This window comes from Janthinobacterium sp. JF4 (assembly GCF_059617925.1).
The window spans coordinates 26,703-46,133 of the sequence record NZ_JCAQAV010000005.1; the positions used below are offsets into that span (position 1 = coordinate 26,703).

17 protein-coding genes and 1 other RNA gene are annotated in these 19,431 nt (G+C 63.3%); 11 read left to right on the plus strand and 7 right to left on the minus strand.

Annotated elements, in window-relative coordinates; genetic code table 11:
- Nucleotides 1-123: 123 nt before the first annotated feature.
- Nucleotides 124-1,995 carry a dihydroxy-acid dehydratase gene (ilvD, locus tag AC54AF_RS06920; protein ID WP_496635941.1) on the minus strand — a complete coding sequence of 624 codons (1,872 nt, stop codon included), beginning with the start codon at nt 1,993-1,995 and terminating at the stop codon, nt 124-126.
- A 174-nt stretch (nt 1,996-2,169) separates the two neighbouring features.
- On the opposite strand from ilvD, the gene AC54AF_RS06925 reads away from it, so the two are divergent.
- From AC54AF_RS06925 to AC54AF_RS06935, 3 genes are all read left to right on the plus strand, one after another.
- Nucleotides 2,170-3,081: a LysR family transcriptional regulator gene (locus tag AC54AF_RS06925; RefSeq protein ID WP_496635942.1), complete on the plus strand. Its 912-nt coding sequence runs from the start codon at nt 2,170-2,172 to the stop codon at nt 3,079-3,081.
- A 78-nt stretch (nt 3,082-3,159) separates the two neighbouring features.
- Nucleotides 3,160-3,990: a prolipoprotein diacylglyceryl transferase gene (gene lgt / locus AC54AF_RS06930; RefSeq protein WP_496635943.1), complete on the plus strand. Its 831-nt coding sequence runs from the start codon at nt 3,160-3,162 to the stop codon at nt 3,988-3,990.
- Between the two features lie 184 nt (nt 3,991-4,174).
- Nucleotides 4,175-5,677 (plus strand): GGDEF domain-containing protein, encoded by a 1,503-nt coding sequence (locus AC54AF_RS06935; protein WP_496635944.1) that lies wholly within the window; start codon nt 4,175-4,177, stop codon nt 5,675-5,677.
- A gap of 1 nt (nt 5,678) precedes the next feature.
- Here the strand turns inward: AC54AF_RS06935 and AC54AF_RS06940 are convergent, their stop codons facing one another.
- The 5 genes from AC54AF_RS06940 to AC54AF_RS06960 all read right to left on the minus strand — a co-directional run bounded on the left by AC54AF_RS06940 (nt 5,679) and on the right by AC54AF_RS06960 (nt 7,932).
- Complete coding sequence (locus AC54AF_RS06940) at nt 5,679-6,143, minus strand: EVE domain-containing protein (RefSeq protein WP_496635945.1); 465 nt, start codon at nt 6,141-6,143, stop codon at nt 5,679-5,681.
- Nucleotides 6,144-6,222: 79 nt separating this feature from the next.
- A non-coding RNA gene (gene ssrS / locus AC54AF_RS06945) (6S RNA) lies at nt 6,223-6,400 on the minus strand.
- A gap of 54 nt (nt 6,401-6,454) precedes the next feature.
- A complete protein-coding gene (locus AC54AF_RS06950) occupies nt 6,455-6,766 on the minus strand; it encodes a cell division protein ZapA (RefSeq protein WP_034747344.1) in 312 nt (103 codons plus the stop codon).
- Nucleotides 6,766-7,029, minus strand: a complete 264-nt coding sequence (locus AC54AF_RS06955; RefSeq protein WP_099378049.1) for a DUF904 domain-containing protein — start codon at nt 7,027-7,029, stop codon at nt 6,766-6,768. The genes AC54AF_RS06950 and AC54AF_RS06955 overlap by 1 nt, the downstream gene beginning before the upstream one ends.
- A gap of 156 nt (nt 7,030-7,185) precedes the next feature.
- Nucleotides 7,186-7,932: a hypothetical protein gene (locus tag AC54AF_RS06960; RefSeq protein ID WP_496635946.1), complete on the minus strand. Its 747-nt coding sequence runs from the start codon at nt 7,930-7,932 to the stop codon at nt 7,186-7,188.
- Between the two features lie 520 nt (nt 7,933-8,452).
- Here AC54AF_RS06960 and groES point away from each other — a divergent pair.
- The 5 genes from groES to AC54AF_RS06985 all read left to right on the plus strand — a co-directional run bounded on the left by groES (nt 8,453) and on the right by AC54AF_RS06985 (nt 13,466).
- Complete coding sequence (gene groES / locus AC54AF_RS06965) at nt 8,453-8,743, plus strand: co-chaperone GroES (protein ID WP_010400979.1); 291 nt, start codon at nt 8,453-8,455, stop codon at nt 8,741-8,743.
- Nucleotides 8,744-8,793: 50 nt separating this feature from the next.
- The gene (gene groL / locus AC54AF_RS06970; protein ID WP_010400981.1) at nt 8,794-10,443 is read left to right on the plus strand and encodes a chaperonin GroEL; all 1,650 of its coding nucleotides are present in this window, start codon (nt 8,794-8,796) and stop codon (nt 10,441-10,443) included.
- Nucleotides 10,444-10,638: 195 nt separating this feature from the next.
- A complete protein-coding gene (locus tag AC54AF_RS06975; RefSeq protein WP_496635947.1) occupies nt 10,639-11,148 on the plus strand; it encodes a hypothetical protein in 510 nt (169 codons plus the stop codon).
- 92 nt (nt 11,149-11,240) lie between these two features.
- Entirely contained in the window at nt 11,241-11,810 is a 570-nt protein-coding gene (locus tag AC54AF_RS06980) for a GNAT family N-acetyltransferase (RefSeq protein WP_496635948.1), read from the plus strand.
- Nucleotides 11,811-11,891: 81 nt separating this feature from the next.
- The gene (locus AC54AF_RS06985) at nt 11,892-13,466 is read left to right on the plus strand and encodes a POT-type proton-dependent oligopeptide transporter (protein WP_496635949.1); all 1,575 of its coding nucleotides are present in this window, start codon (nt 11,892-11,894) and stop codon (nt 13,464-13,466) included.
- Nucleotides 13,467-13,517: 51 nt separating this feature from the next.
- On the opposite strand, the gene AC54AF_RS06990 is transcribed toward AC54AF_RS06985, so the two are convergent.
- On the minus strand, nt 13,518-15,149 hold the full coding sequence (locus AC54AF_RS06990) for an alpha-D-glucose phosphate-specific phosphoglucomutase (RefSeq protein WP_496635950.1): 1,632 nt from the start codon (nt 15,147-15,149) through the stop codon (nt 13,518-13,520).
- 169 nt (nt 15,150-15,318) lie between these two features.
- Between AC54AF_RS06990 and AC54AF_RS06995 the strand changes: the two genes are divergently transcribed.
- From AC54AF_RS06995 to AC54AF_RS07005, 3 genes are all read left to right on the plus strand, one after another.
- Nucleotides 15,319-15,804 carry a sigma-70 family RNA polymerase sigma factor gene (locus AC54AF_RS06995; RefSeq protein WP_496635951.1) on the plus strand — a complete coding sequence of 162 codons (486 nt, stop codon included), beginning with the start codon at nt 15,319-15,321 and terminating at the stop codon, nt 15,802-15,804.
- Complete coding sequence (locus AC54AF_RS07000; RefSeq protein ID WP_496635952.1) at nt 15,804-16,910, plus strand: FecR family protein; 1,107 nt, start codon at nt 15,804-15,806, stop codon at nt 16,908-16,910. The genes AC54AF_RS06995 and AC54AF_RS07000 overlap by 1 nt, the downstream gene beginning before the upstream one ends.
- A 91-nt stretch (nt 16,911-17,001) precedes the next feature.
- Nucleotides 17,002-19,398 (plus strand): TonB-dependent siderophore receptor, encoded by a 2,397-nt coding sequence (locus AC54AF_RS07005; protein WP_496635953.1) that lies wholly within the window; start codon nt 17,002-17,004, stop codon nt 19,396-19,398.
- The last annotated feature ends 33 nt before the right edge of the window (nt 19,399-19,431 follow it).

Below are 19,431 nucleotides of genomic sequence, written 5' to 3' on the forward strand. Positions count from 1 at the left end.
AGACGGGAGGCATGCATATTCTGCCCCATCTGCGCGCCCATGACCACGTTGTTTGTAAGGCGATGTAACGACAGCCGGCCCCGCACAGTCAAACGGGGCCGGCCGTCGCACTTATGCAACAAATCAGCGCTTCTGCTTCTTCAGCTGCGAGAGATCACGCACCGCGCCGCGGTCGGCCGACGTCGTCAGAGCCGCATACGCCTGCAGCGCCTGCGACACGTAGCGCTCGCGGTTGACGGGCAGCCAGGCCGCATCGCCCTTCTCTTCCATGGCGGCGCGGCGCGCGGCCAGTTCGGCATCCGTGACACGCAGATTGATGCTGCGCTCGGGGATGTCGATGTCGATGAAGTCGCCCTCTTCCACCAGGCCGATGGCGCCGCCTTCGGCCGCTTCCGGCGAAGCGTGGCCGATCACCAGGCCCGAGGAGCCGCCCGAGAAGCGCCCGTCCGTAAACAGCGCGCACGCCTTGCCCAGGCCCTTCGATTTGATGTACGAAGTCGGATACAGCATTTCCTGCATGCCCGGGCCGCCTTTCGGACCTTCGTAGCGGATGATGACGACGTCACCTTCATGCACGGTGTCTTCCAGGATGGCAGCGACGGCCGCATCCTGGCTTTCGAACACGCGCGCCTTGCCCGAGAATTTCAGGATGCTTTCATCCACGCCGGCCGTCTTGACGATGCAGCCCTTTTCCGCCAGGTTGCCGTACAAGACCGCCAGGCCGCCATCCTGCGAATACGCATGCGCCTTGTCGCGGATGCAGCCGGTGGCGCGGTCCGTGTCAACAAAGGCAAAGCGCTCCGACTGCGAGAACGCCGTCTGCGTCGGTACGCCGCCCGGCGCGGCGCGGAACAGCTCATGCACGGCCGGATTATCCGTGCACATGATGTCGTTTTGCGCGATGGCGTCGGCCAGGGTCGGCGCGTGGATGGTCGGCAGGGTCGTGTTCAAGAGGCCCGCGCGCGCCAGTTCGCCCAGGATGCCCACGATGCCGCCCGCGCGGTGCACGTCTTCGATATGGTATTTGTCCGTCATCGGCGCGACCTTGCACAGGCACGGTACCTTGCGCGAGATGCGGTCGATGTCGGCCATGGTGAATTCCACTTCCGCCTCGTGCGCGGCGGCCAGCAGGTGCAGCACGGTGTTGGTCGAGCCGCCCATGGAGACGTCGAGCGCCATGGCGTTTTCGAACGCGGACTTGGTGGCGATGGAACGTGGCAGCACCGAGTAATCGTCCTGCTCGTAATGGCGCTTGGCCAGCTCCACGATCAGACGGCCGGCGCGCAGGAACAGCTGCTGGCGGTCCGAGTGCGTGGCCAGGATGGTGCCGTTGCCGGGCAGGGCCAGGCCCAGCGCCTCGGTCAGGCAATTCATCGAGTTGGCCGTAAACATGCCGGAGCAGGAACCGCAGGTCGGACAGGCCGAACGTTCGATTTCCGCCACGTCGGCGTCGGACACGGTGCTGTCGCCCGCCTTGATCATGGCGTCGACCAGATCGAGCTTGATGATCTTCTGGCTGCCGTTGACCACCTTGACGACCTTGCCCGCTTCCATCGGGCCGCCGGAAATGAAGACGACGGGGATGTTGATGCGCATGGCGGCCATCAGCATGCCCGGCGTGATCTTGTCGCAGTTCGAGATGCAGACCATGGCGTCGGCGCAGTGGGCGTTGACCATGTATTCGACGGAGTCGGCGATCAGGTCGCGCGAGGGCAGCGAATACAGCATGCCGCCGTGGCCCATGGCGATGCCGTCATCGACGGCGATGGTGTTGAATTCCTTGGCCACGCCGCCGGCCGCCTCGATTTCGCGCGCCACCATCTGGCCCAGGTCCTTCAGATGCACGTGACCGGGCACGAACTGGGTGAACGAGTTGACGACGGCGATGATCGGCTTGTCGAAGTCGCCGTCCTTCATGCCGGTGGCGCGCCACAGGGCGCGGGCGCCAGCCATGTTGCGGCCGTGGGTGGTGGTGCGGGAGCGGTATTGCGGCATGATGGGGACCTTCCGAGAAATGAATAATGCCTGACTGCGCGGATTTTCAACAAAACCCTGCATACAGTGGGGGTACGCCAGATTGCCTTGCGCGCGCGCCACTGTCAAATATATGATGCACGTGTCTGTGAGTCGATTTGCATATCACAGCAATCAATCCGCATGGAAACACATATGAATCTTGAGCTGCGCCAGCTGCGCTACTTTGTCACCGTTGCCGAGGAATTGCACTTTGGCCGCGCCGCCGCGCGCCTGCACATGACGCAGCCGCCCCTGTCGCAAACCATCATGGCCCTGGAAGAATTGCTGGACGCGCCGCTGTTCGTGCGCACGCGCCGCGAAGTGCAGCTGACGCCGGCCGGCACGGCCCTGCTGCCCGAGGCGCGCCGGCTGCTGGCGCAGGCGCTCGATTTGCCCGCGCTGGTGCGGCGGGCGGCGCAGGGCGAGGCGGGGCGTTTGAGCCTGGCGTTTGTTTCCTCGGCCGACTACAGCGTGCTGCCGCCCTTGCTGCGCGCCTACCAGACGGCCTATCCGCAAGTGCAGATTGCGCTACAGGAAGCCACCTCGGATCTGCAGCTCGAGGAATTGCTGGCCGGGCGCACGGATGCGGGCCTGTTGATCCCCCCCCTGCCCGAGAAGGCGAAAGGAGAGCTCGATTACCTGCCCGTGCTGGCCGAGCCGCTGGTGCTGGCCGCGCCGTCCGGACTCGACGTCTTGACAGCGCCGGGGCCCGTGCGCCTGCGCGACGTGCCGTCCTTGCCTTTGATCATCTTCCCGCGCGCGATTTCTCCCGCCCTGCACGACGCCATCCTCGGCGTGTTCCGCGCGGCCGGCATCACGCCGCAGATCGGCCAGGAAGCGATCCAGATGCAAACCATCGTCAGCCTCGTCTCGGCTGGCATGGGGATCGCGCTTGTGCCACAATCGGTATCGAACCTGATGCGCCCGGGCGTAGAATACAGGCCGCTGCAGGACGCCACGCCGCTGGTGGAAACGGGCCTGGCCTGGCGCCGCGACAATCCGTCCGCCGTGCTGCAGGGTTTCCTGGCCCTGCTGCGCAAGCAGATCGGCGCTACCGCCCCTTGATTAAGTGGCCGCTAAGGCAAAAAACCGCCAGCGCCCCCATACTACGCAACCTTGGCTTTAAACAAAGAAAGAAACACCATGCTGATACACCCGATGCCCGATCCGATCGCCATACAAATCGGCCCGCTCGCCGTGCACTGGTACGGCCTGATGTATGTGCTGGCCTTCGCCCTGTTCATTATCCTGGGCCGCGTGCGCATCAAGCAGCCACACATCGCCGTGCTGGGCTGGAAGAAGGAAGACCTCGACGACATGCTGTTCTACGGCATGCTGGGCGTGGTGATCGGCGGGCGCCTGGGCGAAGTGCTGTTCTACCGCCCCGAATACTTCATGCACAATCCGCTCGAGATCTTCATGGTCTGGCATGGCGGCATGTCCTTCCATGGCGGCTTCCTCGGCGTCATCCTGGCCATGTACCTGTGGAGCCGCAAGGCGGGCCGCAACCTGTTCGACGTGCTCGATTTCATCGCGCCGCTGGTGCCGCTCGGTTATGCGGCCGGCCGCCTGGGCAACTTCATCAATGCCGAACTGCCGGGCCGCATCGCCCCGGAAACCCTGCCGTGGGCCATGCAATGGCCAGGCATTGCGTATCCCGTGCACCCGTCGCCGATCTACCAGATGCTGGTCGACGGCATCCTGGTGTTCATCATCCTGTGGCTGTTTGCGCGCAAGCAGCGCCCGCGCATGGCCGTCGGCGCCATGTTCACCCTGCTGTACGGCTGCGCGCGCTTCTTCACGGAATACTTCCGCACGCCGGACTGGGAAGTCGTCTGGCTGGGCGTGCCGATCACGTCGGGCCAGATGCTGTCGCTGCCGATGATCGTCGGCGCCATCGCGCTGCTGGTGTGGGCATATACAAGCCAGGTGATGGGCACGCCGCCCACCAAGGTCCGCCCGGCAAACACGTAAACCGCTGCCCCCCCCGATGGCGCGCCAGGCAGGCGCGCCATTTCCTTGCTCCCTCTGGCAACATTTCCCTAAAAATAGCAAAATTTCCGTACGGAATAGACTTGCTGTTGGCATCTGGGTATCATCGTTTTCACGTGCCGCCATCTTGGCGGCACGCCACGACGCTACCGGGGAGTGCCTTGCCATGCCGCCTGCCGGGCGAACACTGACATGCTCGATTGCGCTGGGCGCCTGCTATGTGCTGGCCCAGCTGGCCTTGACGGCCTGGGCTGGCACGCGCGCCCCGTGGGTGAGCTATGCATTCACCATTGCCTCGCCCCTGCTGGCGCTGGCCGCCTGTTGCCGCTGCGCCTATGTCAGCGCGGCAGGCGCCGCCAGGACAGGCTGGATCCTGTTCGCCGTGGCCATGCTGTTCTGGAGCACGGGCATGATATTGTCGGCCTGGCAAGACCTGAGCGGACAGGTGGCATCCGATGCCACGTATTTTTCCGATTTCGCGTATTTCATGTATGGCGCGCCCCTGCTGCTGGCCATGTCATCCGTGACGCACGAGCATCCCTCGCGCGCCCTGCAATGGCTCGATGCCGTGCAGGTGCTGCTGGCGGCCTACCTGGCCTATACAGCCATCTTTTCCGTGTCGCCATTCGACCAGCGCTCGATCGCGCCGATTCCCGCCAGCCTGCTGGTGTTGACCTACAACGTGGAAAACCTGGCCTTGGCCGGCTGCGCCTCGTTGCGCCTGCTGGCGCACCGCCGCGATGGCGGGCAAGGCCGCTTTTACCAGTTGCTGACGTTGTTTTTATGGTGCTATGCGGGCTGCGCGGCCGCGTATAACTATCTGACCTTGCATGGCGTGACCGAAGCATGGAGCGAAGTGCTGCCGAGCCTGCCATTCCTGCTGCTGGTGCTGCTGGCCGCCCGCGTCCCGGCGGTGCAATCCGGGACGGAAAGTACGCAGGCGCAGGGGGCCCCGCAAAAGCTGACCCTGATGATCGACAATTTCAGTCCCATCTTCTTTACAGCCGCCTTGCTGGGCCTGGGCTTTGCCGTCATGCGCGCGCATTTTTACCTGGCCGCGGTGTCGCTGTTCGTCGCGCTGCTCGTCCACGCGCTGCGCTCGGCCACGCTGCAAAGCCGCTACATGCAAAGCGAACTGGCCTTGCGCGAAGCCCTCGACACACTGGAAAAGCTGTCGCTGACGGATGGCTTGACGGGCATCGCCAACCGGCGCTGCTTCGACCAGACCCTGCAGCTGGAATGGCAGCGCGCCGCACGCGACAGCAAACCGATGGCGCTGCTGATCATCGATATCGATTTCTTCAAAAGCCTCAACGATACCTTCGGCCACCCGTATGGCGACGCCTGCCTGGTACAAATCGCGGCGGCCCTGCATTCCGCGCTACCGCGCGCCAGCGACCTGGCCGCCCGCTTCGGTGGCGAGGAATTTGCCGCCATCCTGCCCGCCACCGATACCGACGGCGCGCTGGCGGTGGCGCACAAGATGCAGCAAGCGATCGCCGCCGCCGCCATCGTCCACGCGCCGTCGCGCGGCGGCCTGGTGACGGCCAGCATCGGCCTGGCGCTGGGTAGCGAAGGACAGACGCCGGAACAATTGCTCACCGCCGCCGATCAGGCTCTGTACCGGGCCAAGCAGAATGGCCGCAACCGGGTCGAGGTCCAGGCGTAGACTAGTCCTTCAACCTGCTTGTAATCACTTTCCATTGCGCCGGCGTCACGGGCGTGATGGACAGGCGGCTGCCCTTCTTGAGCAGCAGCATGTCTTCCAGCTCCGGCATCTGGCGCATCTCGGACAGGGGCAGCAGCGCCGTCTTCTTCACGCCGCGCACGTCAACGCTGATCCAGCGCGGCTGTTCAGGCGTGGCCTTCGGGTCAAAATATTTGCCCCCCTCTTCAAACTGGCTGTGATCGGGATACGCGCCGCTGGCCACTTCGGCCACGCCCGCCACGCCTGGCTGCGGGCAACTCGAGTGATAGAACAGCACGCCGTCGCCCGGCTGCATGCCATCGCGCATGAAGTTGCGCGCCTGGTAGTTGCGCACGCCAAACCACGGCATGGTGTGCTTAGGCGCGGCCATCAGGTCGTCGATGCTCACTTCATCGGGTTCGGACTTCATCAGCCAATATTGTTTCATCTAGACTCCGTGTCATAGCGACAGACGTAAAAAAACGGTTGCGCATCAATGCGGCAACCGTTTTCAGTTGTAGTGCAAATTGGGCCCCGCCTGTGCCGCTATGCCGGCATCCCGAACCAAACGGTTCAAGGTGGTCACGTTAGTTCAATTTCGGGTTCGTCGAACGAGCGACGCTCACTCCCATCAAACAAAATTCGCAACCGATGCGCATAAATGGTTCAAGGAATATATGGCAATCGCGAACACCGCAGGGTAGACCCAAGTTTACTCCTTTGGCCGCGCATCGCAAAGACAAATCGTCGCGTACGCGTTTAAAAAAGATTTTCCTGGGGCGTCAGTGCGCTATCCAAGACTGTATGCATGGCCGAGATTTTCTGCTTCACTTCCAGTATCGTCAGCTCCGACAGCGGCCCTTGCGGCGACTTCACGGAGAGGAATTCCGCGGCCACGCCCAGGGCGGCCAGCACGGCGATGCGGTCATTGCCCTTGACCTTGCCCGCGTCGCGGATGGCTTTCATTTTGCTGTCCAGGTAGATCGCCGCTTCGCGCAGCGCGCGCTCTTCGCCATCGCGGCACACCATGCTATAGGACTGGCCCATGATATTGACATCGACACGCGGCATTACGCTTCCTTCTCGTTCTCGGCAATATAGGCGCCCGCTTCCGAAGCGGCTTGCTCCAGGCCAGCTTGCACCAGTTCGGGAATTTTTTCCAGCAATGCTTCCACGCGCTCCTGCGCCTCGCGCATGCGTTGCACATACTGCGCGTTGTCGGCGGCCAGGGCTGCATTGTCCTTGCGCAGTTGCGCGTTTTCACGGCGCAGCGCATGGGTCATTTCGGCCAGCAGGCCTATTTTGTCGGATAATTCGTTGAATTCGGAAATCATCCCGCCACTATAGGGCGGACGCTCCATGGGCGTCAATCGAATCAGGCCGCTGTCACACATATTTACATCAATGCAGGGCAGTTGGCGGACAATACACGCTTTTTCTGGCGCTTTTCGCCAACTGCGCGCATCTGCCAGCGCCGCGATGGCAGCGCTTTACTCGTCGACGTAATCGGCTTCGATATCGAGTCCGCCATAGCTATTTTCGCAAGAGCGGCGCGTCAGCGTCTGCTGTCCGCCCTTGCCGTCAAGCACCATCGTCAAGTCGCGGCAAGTACGGCGGTAGCTGCCAGGTTTGGCGTCCGTCTGCGAGGGCGTCAGGCGCACTGCCAGCGGCGCCGCATTGCCCAGGCCCTTGTTGCTCCATTCACGGCTCTTGCCATCCTCTTCATCTTTCAAGGTGCGCACGGCGGCCGTCAGCAAGGCCTGTTTTTCCTTCGCATTCAGCTTGGCGATAGTGACGTCGGACAGGAATGGCGGATACGCGACGGGCGCCGGGTCCTTGCCCTGCACATCCCAGCGTCCGCTGTTCTGCGAACAGGTGCGGCGGCTCAGGTCCTGCGACTTGCCGCCGGCCGTGACGACGAATTTCAGGTCGCGGCAGATGTGCGCCTTCAGGCTGTGTTCCGTCATGCCGGAATTACTGAAGTGATATGTGACCTTCACCAGCACGCCGCTATCGCCACCGTTGTCCCATACATGGGCTTCCTGGTCGTCGTCATCCTTGTTCAAGTCGTTGAACAGCTCACCCAGCAGCATTTCCTTTTCCAGTGGCGTCAGGGCCGCCACGGTGATCTCGTCGACGATGGTGGGCGTTTGCGCGGCGGCATTGCCCAGGCAAACGAGACCGATCAGGGTGGCGCCCAGCAGGCGCAGGGCGGGACGGGAAGTAGTCGATGGCATGATGTGCTTTCTGGTGCAGGTGGCGATATTGATATGCAATTGCAATCATCTTATCAAATTCCATAGTGAAACTCTGTTTCTTGCGCCTACAGGAACGCCCCCTATCCGGACGGCATGCTAGAGTCGCTGCTGCTGACGCCCGGGAACGCGGCTTGTGCTGGCGCAAACCCTGTGCAGATGCAGGCTCTGCTTATCATGTATGTATATGTTCCTCTTGAATAAGCCCTTGAAGTTGACCCATACCGTCCCTATAATTAGCACTCGTTAGTAGAGAGTGCTAACAAACTCTTTCGTAGCAATCCTCAGGACTGATGGTGCTTGCCAGACCACTGCAGGGAACGCTACGCGGCGGGCGACGCCGCGATGCACCACTGCCGGATAAGGCAAGGACAGGATGACATGGGGTTTGCTTGACCGTTGCGGGCTGCTTTCAACGGCAGTCACTGAAAGCACGTCTGGCGCTGTGCCGGACATGTATTCATTTAGCAACATTTATCCATTGAACTTTAAGGAGTTTTGTATGAATCTGCGCCCATTGAACGATCGCGTCATCGTCAAACGCCTCGACCAGGAAACCAAAACTGCGTCCGGCCTCATCATTCCTGATGCAGCTGCTGAAAAACCGGATCAAGGCGAAGTCCTTGCCGTAGGCAATGGCAAGATTCTCGACGACGGCAAAGTGCGTCCTCTGGATGTCAAAGTGGGCGACCGCGTCCTGTTCGGCAAGTACGCCGGCCAAACCGTCAAAGTTGACGGCGATGAGCTGCTGGTCATGCGCGAAGAAGACATCATGGCGATCGTCGTCAAGTAATTGTTTCCACGTTTTAGATAACTGATTCCGAAATTTCTGGAGAATTGAACATGGCAGCTAAAGAAGTAGTATTCGGCGACGCAGCGCGCGCCAAGATGGTCGAAGGCGTCAATATCCTCGCCAACGCAGTCAAAGTAACCTTGGGCCCGAAAGGCCGCAACGTCGTCCTGGAGCGCTCGTTCGGCGCCCCTACCGTCACCAAGGATGGTGTCTCGGTCGCGAAAGAAGTTGAACTCAAAGACAAGCTCATGAACATGGGCGCGCAAATGGTCAAGGAAGTGGCTTCCCGCACCAGCGACAACGCCGGCGACGGCACCACCACCGCCACCGTGCTGGCACAAGCCATCGTGCGCGAAGGCATGAAGTTCGTTGCCGCCGGCATGAACCCGATGGACCTGAAGCGCGGTATCGACAAGGCAGTTGCCGCCACCGTCGAAGAACTGGCGAAAATCGCCCGTCCTTGCACCACGACCAAAGAAATCGCCCAAGTTGGCGCGATCTCGGCGAACTCGGACTACTCGATCGGCGAGCGTATCGCTGAAGCGATGGAAAAAGTCGGTAAAGAAGGCGTCATCACCGTGGAAGACGGCAAGTCGCTGAACGACGAGCTGGACATCGTTGAAGGCATGCAGTTCGACCGCGGCTACCTGTCGCCATACTTCATCAACAACCCGGAGAAACAAGTTGCCGTACTGGACAGCCCATTCGTCCTGCTGTGCGACAAGAAAATCTCGAACATCCGTGACCTGCTGCCGGTACTGGAACAAGTCGCAAAAGCTGGCCGTCCACTGCTGATCATCGCGGAAGACATCGAAGGCGAAGCGCTGGCGACCCTGGTGGTGAACAACATCCGCGGCATCCTGAAAACGTGCGCAGTGAAAGCACCTGGCTTCGGCGACCGCCGCAAAGCCATGCTGGAAGACATCGCTGTCCTGACCGGCGGCCAAGTGATCGCTGAAGAAGTCGGCCTGACCCTGGAAAAAGTGACCCTGGCCGAACTGGGCCAGGCGAAACGCATCGAAGTGGGCAAAGAAAACACCATCGTCATCGATGGCGCCGGCGAAGCTGCCTCGATCGAAGCACGCGTGAAACAAGTGCGTGTACAGATCGAAGAAGCGACCTCGGACTACGACCGTGAAAAACTGCAAGAGCGCGTCGCCAAACTGGCTGGCGGCGTTGCCGTGATCAAGGTTGGCGCTGCCACCGAAGTCGAAATGAAAGAGAAAAAAGCCCGCGTTGAAGATGCACTGCACGCTACCCGCGCTGCCGTGGAAGAAGGCATCGTGCCAGGCGGCGGCGTAGCCCTGCTGCGCGCACGCGCCAACATCACGGTCAAGGGCGACAACCCTGATCAAGATGCCGGTATCAAGATCGTCCTGCGCGCAATGGAAGAGCCACTGCGCATGATCGTGCAAAACGCTGGCGAAGAAGCGTCGGTCGTCGTGGCAGCCGTACTGGCTGGCACGGGCAACTACGGCTACAACGCTGCCAACGGCACGTATGGCGACATGGTGGAAATGGGCGTTCTGGACCCAGCCAAAGTGACCCGTTCGGCGCTGCAAAACGCCGCTTCGATCGCTTCGCTGATGCTGACGACCGACTGCATGGTCTGCGAAATCGCTGACGACAAAGCAGGCGGCGGCATGGGCGGCGGCATGGGTGGTATGGGCGGCATGGGCGGCATGGACGGCATGATGTAATCCAGGCGGCCGCGCGCGCAGGCGACGGCGCGCGCAGCCGCCACGCCGGGACAGGACAGGCAGACCAAAAGCTGTTTGCGCCTGCCCGGCAGCCCCGAAAGCCATCTTCTACGGAAGGTGGCTTTTTTTCGCCTATTCATTTAGCAAGCCCGTTGGCAAGCCCGGCGATTGCCCGCCTGCGCGTTTTGCTTTAGCATGGCCGCCATCGTCCTTCTTTCTCATGCCACCATCATGCCGCCACGCGCCTCTTCTTCCAAAACCACCATCATCGCCGGCATCCTGGCCGGCTTGCTGGCAGCCGGGCTCGGCGCCTTCTACCTGCACCAGCAGTCCGCGCCGCACGAGGTCAATGCCCCGGCCGCGCAAAGCCGGGCGGCGCAGGAACAGAACGCGCGCGCCGTCGATGCGCTGATGGCTTTGCCGGAAATCAAGGCGTGGTCGGCACATATCGAAAAGGCATCGGGCGGCCGCGCCCATGGCGCCGTGATGGAAACGTCGCCCGAGACGCGCCTCGTCGATGGCGTCGCCTGTTATCAGCTGAGCTTTGTCGAAAACACGCCGGACGCGGCGCACCGGTGGGAGAGTTTCGTCGTCACGCCCGACGGCAAGCGCATCCTCGTCGACGACATCGTCAGCGGCGACCTGATCAGCCTGGAACAATGGCGCAAGGACAGCGCGCCCCTGCAGCGCATCGCCACGCAGTAACGCCCTGCGCCGGCTGCGGGCGCGATGGCCGGGGACGCTTGCCTTGCAGCGCAAGCTTTACTTTCTGGCATCGAAGCCCGATACTCGCCCACATGCCCGCCATCACTGTCCGCCCCCTCACCCCAGACGACGCCAGCGCCTACCGCGCGCTGCGCCTGGCCGGCATCGCCGAACTGCCCGCTGGCTTCTGCACCACGCATGCGGCGGAAAGCAGCTTGCCGCTGGCACAGATAGCCGAGCGCTTGCGCGCCACCTCCCACCAAATAATATTTGGCGTTTTGGACAAGGAACAATTGATCGCCATGGCCGGCCTGCGCCGCGAACCGATCGCCGTCGTGCATGACAAGGCCAGCCTGTGGGGCGTGTACGTGGCGCCGCTGGCGCGCGGGCGCGGCGCGGGACGGCAACTGGTGCAGGCGGCCATCGACCATGCCTGCGCCATTCCCGAACTGGGCCGCGTGCGCCTTGCCGTGGCACAGGACAACCACGCGGCACTGAGCCTCTACCTGGCTTGCGGTTTTACCCTGGAGGACTGTCCCGCATCGGATGGCATGCTGCAAATGCAACTATTGCTGCCCCGCCCGGCGCGTGCCAGTGCCAGTGCAAGTGCCGAAAGTAATGTCTTTATGAAAATCAATACCTTACAAATCCCTGCGAAATAGCAGACAGGCCGTTTTTTCTGTTGCAAGCAAACGCGGCAGGCCTTAGCATCGCGGCTTACAAAAAAAACTTGGGGAGAGCCAATGTCATCGGCCGAGACACAAACCGCCACGGGCAAGATGCCCCGGCAAATACCGTACATCATCGCCAACGAAGGCTGCGAACGCTTCAGCTTTTACGGCATGCGCAACATCCTGACGCCATTCCTCATCAGCACCTTGCTGCTGATGATCCCGATCGACCAGCGCACGGGCGAAGCCAAGCACGTGTTCCACACCTTCGTCATCGGCGTGTACTTCTTCCCGCTGCTGGGCGGCTGGCTGGCCGACCGCTTCTTTGGCAAGTACAACACCATCTTCTGGCTCAGCCTCGTGTATTGCGCCGGCCATGCCTGCCTGGCCCTGTTTGAAAACAGCGTCAACGGCTTCTATTTCGGCCTGTTCCTGATCGCCTTCGGTTCCGGCGGCATCAAGCCGCTCGTCGCTTCGTTCGTCGGCGACCAGTTCGACCAGACCAACAAGCACAAGGCCAAGCTGGTGTTCGACCTGTTCTACTGGATCATCAACTTCGGCTCCTTCTTCGCTTCGCTGCTGATGCCGATGTTCCTGCGCGACTACGGTCCGTCGATCGCCTTCGGCATCCCCGGCCTGATGATGCTGGCCGCCACCCTCGTCTTCTGGATGGGCGCCAAGAAATACGTGCACGTGCCGCCGGCACCGCCGAACCCCGATTCGTTCACCCGCGTGGCCCGCACGGCCCTGCTGGCCCGCGTCGATGGCGGTTCGCGTCCCGGCCTGTATGTGGCCTACGTCGGCGTGATCGGCGCCCTGTATGCGTTCTACAGCATTTCCGAATGGGGCTTCGTGATTTCCGCGTGTACCGCGCTGGTATTGCTGCTGGCCTTCGGCAGCATCGGCACGGCCATGCAGCTGGAACGCGCGCGCGGCATCCACCCTGACGAAGCCGTCGAAGGCGTGCGCGCCGTGCTGCGCATCCTCGTCATCTTCGCCCTCGTCACGCCGTTCTTCTCGCTGTTCGACCAGAAGGCTTCGACGTGGATCGTGCAGGCGAACACCATGGAAAAACCAAGCTGGTTCCTGCCGGCGCAGATGCAGGCGCTGAACCCGATGCTGGTGATGCTCTTGATCCCGTTCAACAACCTGGTGCTGTACCCGATGCTGAACCGCTTCGGCCTGGAAGCGACGGCCCTGCGCCGCATGACGGCCGGTATCGGCTTTTCCTCGCTGGCCTGGATCGTCATCGGCTTGCTGCAACTGGCCCTCGACAGCGGCAACGCCGTCTCCATCATGTGGCAGATCCTGCCGTACGCCCTGCTGACGTTTGGCGAAGTGCTGGTCTCGGCGACAGGACTGGAGTTTGCGTACAGCCAGGCGCCCGTGTCGATGAAGGGCGCCATCATGAGCTTCTGGAACCTGTCGACCACGGTGGGCAACCTGTGGGTGCTGATCGTCAACCGCAGCGTCATGAACGAAGGCGTGATCGGCAAGATCGCCGAAAGCGGCATCAGCGTGACGGCCTTCCAGATGTTCTTCTTCGCCGCCTTTGCCGCCGTCGCCATGCTGGCCTTCGGCCTGTATGCGAAGCGCTACAAGATGGTCGACAACTACCGCCAGACGGCCATCCCGGCAAAAGCATGATGCCGGTTTGATCTGCCGCAATGAAGAAGGGCGCCCTCGGGCGCCCTTTTTTTACGTCGTCACGGTCGGCGCGTCGCGCCCCGTGCGCTCGCGTATCTGCGCCACTTGCTCGGCCACGGCGATCAGTCCCGCCAGCGCTTCCTGGGTCGGGATGCCATGCTGCGCGGGATCGGCTTCGTAGCGCTCCAGGTACAGACGCAGGGTGGCGCCCTCGGTGCCCGTGCCGGACAGGCGCAACACGATGCGCGCGCCGTCCGTCATGATGATGCGGATGCCCTGCTGCGTCGCCACGGAACCGTCGACGGGGTCCGTGTAGCTGAAATCGTCGGCCAGCGCCACCGTGTAGCCATTGAGTACCCGGCCCGGCAAGGCGGCCAGCTGGCCGCGCACGGCGTCCATCAGCTGCTGCGCGCCGGCGCTGTCGATGTCTTCATAGTCGTGGCGCGAATAGTAATTACGGCCATACGTGGCCCAGTGCGCGCGCACGATCTCTTCCACCGACTGTTTTTTCGCCGCCAGCAGGTTGAGCCAGAACAGCACGGCCCACAGGCCGTCCTTTTCGCGCACGTGGTTCGAGCCCGTGCCGTAGCTTTCCTCGCCGCACAGCGTCGCCATGTCCGCGTCGAGCAGGGTGCCGAAGAACTTCCAGCCCGTCGGCGTCTCGTAGCACGGAATGCCCAGCGCGCTGGCGACGCGGTCGGCCGCGCCCGACGTCGGCATGGAGCGGGCGATGCCGGACAAGCCGGCGCGGTAGCCGGGCGCCACAATGGCATTCGCGGCCAAAATCGCCAGGCTGTCCGAGGGCGTGACGTCGAAGCGCCGGCCGACGATCATGTTGCGGTCGCCGTCGCCGTCCGAGGCGGCGCCGAAGTCGGGGGCATCGTCGGATGCCATGATGGCGATCAATTCCTGCGCGTTGACGGGGTTCGGATCCGGATGGCCGCCGCCGAAGTCTTCCAGGGGCACTCCATTGATGACGCTGCCCTTCGGCGCGCCCAGCCTGCCTTCCAGGATGGCCGTCGCATACGGGCCGGAGACGGCGTGCATGCCGTCAAAGCAGATGCGCAAGCCGCCCGCGAACAGGGCGCGAATGGCGTCGAAGTCGAACAGCTGCTGCATCAGTTCCGCGTAGTCAAGCACCGGGTCGATCACTTCGACCGTCATCTGCTCGATGCGCGCCAATCCCGGCGCATCGAGGTCGATGTCGGCTGCGTCGCTGATGCGGTATTCGGTAATGGTTTGCGTGCAGGCGTAGATGGCCTCGGTGACCTTCTCGGGTGCCGGGCCGCCACTGGCGATGTTGTACTTGATGCCGAAATCGCCATCGGGGCCGCCCGGATTATGGCTGGCCGACAGGATGAGGCCGCCGCTGGCGCCATGCTTGCGGATGACGCAGCTGACGGCCGGCGTCGACAAAATGCCGCCCTGCCCCAGCAGCACGCGCGCGTAGCCGTGCGCGGCCGCCATGCGCAACACCGTCTGGATGGCCGCGCGGTTGTAATATCGCCCGTCGCCTCCCAGCACCAAAGTCTGGCCATGGCAGTCGCCGAGCGTGTCAAAAACGCTTTGCACGAAGTTTTCCAGAAACTGCGGCTGGCTGAACACGCCCACCTTCTTGCGCAGGCCCGAGGTGCCTGGCCGCTGGCCGGCCATCGGCGCCGTATTGATGATTTGTATAGTCATGTTGCCTCCCTATTAACTCCCCATGTTAACGCATGCCGGGCCAGCGGCAAAGCGTTGTACGTCTGCCACGGTGCGGCAAGCCGCTTAGCGCCGCCTGCCCACCATGGCATATAATGAGAATCATTCTCATATGCGGCATTCCTGGCTGCGGACTCATACATCGGACGCCGTGGTTGCACGCTACTACCAAGAACTATTGAACTTTTGCTGGCGCAGCTTGCGCAACCGCGAGGCTGCTGCCGACCTGGTGCAGGAAAGCTATGCGCGCATGCTGGGCGAAGCGGCCGTGCGCGAACCGCGCGCGCTGCTGTACCGCACGGCGCGCAACCTGCTGATCGACCAGCACCGCCGCGCCGCCTTGCGCCAGCACGAGGAACTCGACGTCCTGCCGGAGGCCGCGCATCCGGCCGCGCCGCGCCATTTGCAGCCGGAACAGGCACTGGAAAGCAGCCAGGACTGGCAAGCCTGCGTGGCCGCCATCGACGCCCTGCCGCCTCGCTGCCGCGACGCCTTCGTGCTGCACGTGTTCGAGCAATTGCCGCACGCGCAGATCGCCGCGCGCATGGGTATTTCCGTGAGCATGGTGGAAAAACATATCGCGCGGGGCATGCTCAGTTGCCAGGCGCAGTTGCATTCTTTGCGGGAAGCCACATAATGGCGCCCATGACCGCCCACCCGCCCCGCCACGATTTCGGCCCCTCGGCCCAGGAGCAGGCGGACTTGCGCGAGTACGCCGACTTTGCCGCCACGCAAGACGACGTGGCGCTGGCGGCCGCCACCTGGTTCAGCCGGCGCAACAACCTTGATGCACAGCAGCAGGCCGAATTTTCCGCCTGGCTGGCGGCCGACGCGCTGCACGCGCCAGCATATGCGCAGCTGCAGCAGACGCGCCGCGCGGCGCGCCGGATTCCCGCGCAGGTCGCCGCGCGCTGGCACGTGCCCCAAGGCCCGCCAGCCTCCGCCCCCCGCCGCCCGCTTCTGCGCTCCCTGCGCGCGCTGCCGTATGCGGCCGCCGCCATGCTGCTGCTGAGTGTGGGCGGGGGCGGCTACCAGTGGTGGCAACAGCAAGCCGTCTTCAGCCAGTCGTATGCCACCGCGCGCGGCCAGCGCCTGGCCGTCGCCCTGCCGGACGGCAGCAAGGTTCAGCTCGATACGGCCACGCAGCTGCACGTCACCGTGTACCGCCAGCGCCGCGAAGTGCGCCTGGCGCACGGCGAAGCGCTGTTCCAGGTGCAAGCGAAGCAAGGACAACCGTTCGACGTGGTCAGCGGCCCTTTGACGGTAACGGTGGTGGGTACGCAATTTTCCGTGCGCAACACGCTCGAACACGACGGCCAGCTGCGCGTGGCCGTGCAGCACGGTCTGGTGCGCGTGGCGGGCGCGCGGCAAGAGCAAGTCGCGCTGACGGCTGGCCAGGGCGTCAGCAGCGATGCCGGCGGCCGTTTGTCCGACGTCGCCAGCCTGGCCCCAGGCAGCGTGGCGCCCTGGCGCGCAGGCAGGATCACCTTCGACAATGTGCCGCTGGGCGCGGCGCTGGCCGAGTTCGACCGCTATGGCGACACGGGCCTGGCCGTGCGCGATCCCGCCGTGGCCAGGCTGCGCATCGGCGGCAGCTTCAGCCTGACCCAGCTCGACCGCTTCGCCTCCGCCTTGCCGCAGCTGCTGCCCGTCCACGTCGTGCGCGATGGTGGCGTCAGCGAGATCCGCATGGCGGCAAAAATGCCGGCGCAAGCCCCTGCGATGCGGCGGCCTGAAAAATAAATGCAAATAGTTCGCATTCGCAGGTGAGGATTTGGCGCACTGCCGCGTCTACCAAGTTAATCGACACCAAATTAACCTGGAGAAATGCAACATGTGGTCCCCCCGCCTCAATCTGACACCCGCTCCCCTCGCCCTGGCCGCCATGCTGGCCCTGGGCAGCATCCCCCAGGCACAGGCGCAAACGGCGCCCACCGTGAAGCTGGCCATCGCCGCCCAGCCGCTGGGACAAGCCCTGAATGAACTGGCGCGGCAAGCCAATCTGCAACTGCTGTTTGCGCCCGAACTCGTGGCCGGCAAGACGGCGCCCGCCGTCAGCGGCACCCTCAGCGTGGCCGACAGTCTGGAGCGCCTGCTGGCCGGCAGCGGCCTGGCGGCTGCCATCGATGGCAACAGCGTCATCATCCGCCCCGCGCCCGCCGCCACGGGCAAGGTGGCGACCCTGGCGGAAATCACCGTCAGCGCGCGCCAGGAGGCGGCGATCGATACCGAACTGACCAAGTCGTATGCGGCGCAGGCGGTAAGTATCGGCAAGGGACGGCAAAGCCTGCGCGAGATTCCCCAGTCCGTCTCCGTGCTGACGCGCCAGCAGCTGAACGACCAGAATTTGCTGAGCCTGGACGACGCCATGCGCGGCGTGACGGGCATCACCGTCGAAGCGAGCAGCACGGGTGGCAACCACGGCAATTTTTACTCGCGCGGCTATGCGCTCGATGCGGTGCAGGTCGATGGCGTGATGACGCCGGCCAGCACGGGCAACGACCTGTCGGCCGGTTTCGGCCTGGCCATCTATGACAGGGTGGAAGTGCTGCGCGGCCCCGCCGGCCTGTTCCAGGGCGCGGGCGACCCGGGCGGCACCATCAACCTGGTGCGCAAGCGGGCGCGCGACACCTTCGCCGCCAGCGGCGTGCTCAGCGCGGGTTCCTGGGACCGCTACTATGCGAAAGCGGACGTCACGGGCCCCCTGAGCGCGGACGGCAAGGTGCGCGGCCGCCTGGTGGCCGCCTACGAACACCGGCGCTCCTTCGTCGACCATGTGTATGCGGAAAAGCCCTTGCTGTACGGCACCGTTGCCATCGACGTGGCGCCGGGCACCGTGCTGACGGGTGGCGTCACCTGGCAGCAATACCAGGGCCGTCCCGCCTTCGGCCTGCCCGCGTATGAAGACGGGCGCCTGCTCGACGTACCCCGTTCAACGTACCTGGATCCGGCGTGGAACCACATCACGGAAAAGGTCACGGAATACTTTGCCGAGCTCGACCACAAACTGGACAATGGCGGCCAGTTCAAGGTGACCGCCCTGTACCGTGAGCAGGACGAGCCATCGCGTAACTTTGGCTGGTCCGACTGTTCGGCCGACCCCGTCACGGGCGAGAGTTGCCTGATCAGCTGGAACTACCGCAGCCACTGGAAGACGCAGGGCCTGGACGCCTGGCTGGCCACGCCGTTCCAGGCGTTCGGCCGCAGCCACGACCTGATCGTGGGCGCCGATTACCGCCAGGTGCACAAGAATTTCCGGTATGGCGGCGGAGACAATGCGCCGATCAACATCTTCCATCCGGATAACAATATCGCCCAGCCCAGCTATACTTTTTCCAACGGCAATGACAATCGCACGAAGCAGTTCGGCCTGTACGCGCGCACCCGCCTGCAAGCGACCGAGCGTCTGGCCGTCAACCTGGGCGGGCGCCTGACGCACTGGGACAACCATACCGTCAACCGCAACGCGTATTTCAACCAGTTCACCGATGTCAGCAACACCATCAATGCGAAATTCACGCCGTATGCGGGTCTGGTCTACGAGCTCGACAAGCAAGTATCGGCCTACGGCAGCTACACGCGCATCTTCTCGCCCCAGTCCACTACGGACGCTGCCGGCCAGACGCTGAAACCGCGCACGGGCCAGCAATTCGAGCTGGGACTGAAGGCGGAGCTGTTCGACAAGAACGTCAACGCGCATGCGGCCCTGTTCCGCATGGAAGACGAGAACCGCGTCATGCCCGACCCAGCCAACCCGCTGTTTTCCATCGGCGCCGGCAAGATGCGCAGCCAGGGCGTGGAAGCCGAACTGAGCGGCAGCCCCTTGCCGGGCTGGAACATCACGAGCGGCTATTCCTACACCAGCACGCGCACCCTCGAAGGCAGCGACGACCAGAAGGCGCAGCTGTACACCTTCATCGCGCCGCGCCACAACTTCAACCTGTGGAGCAATTACCGGCTCGCGGGCGCGCTCGATAAAGTCAGCGTGGGCGGCGGCTTGCGCAGCGTCAGCAGCATGTACCGCCTGAACGGGCCCGTGAAATTCGAACAGGGGCCCGTCACCACGGTGGTCTTGCAGGCTGGCTACCGCCTCAGTCCCACACTGGAGCTGTCGCTGACGGTGAACAACCTGTTTGACAAGAAATACTACACGCGCGTGTGGGCCGCCTATGGCTCCAACTTCTATGGCGAACCGCGCAACGCCATGCTGACCCTGCGCGGCCAGCTGTAAACGCCCGCGCTTGCGCGCTTGCACGGCCGCCGC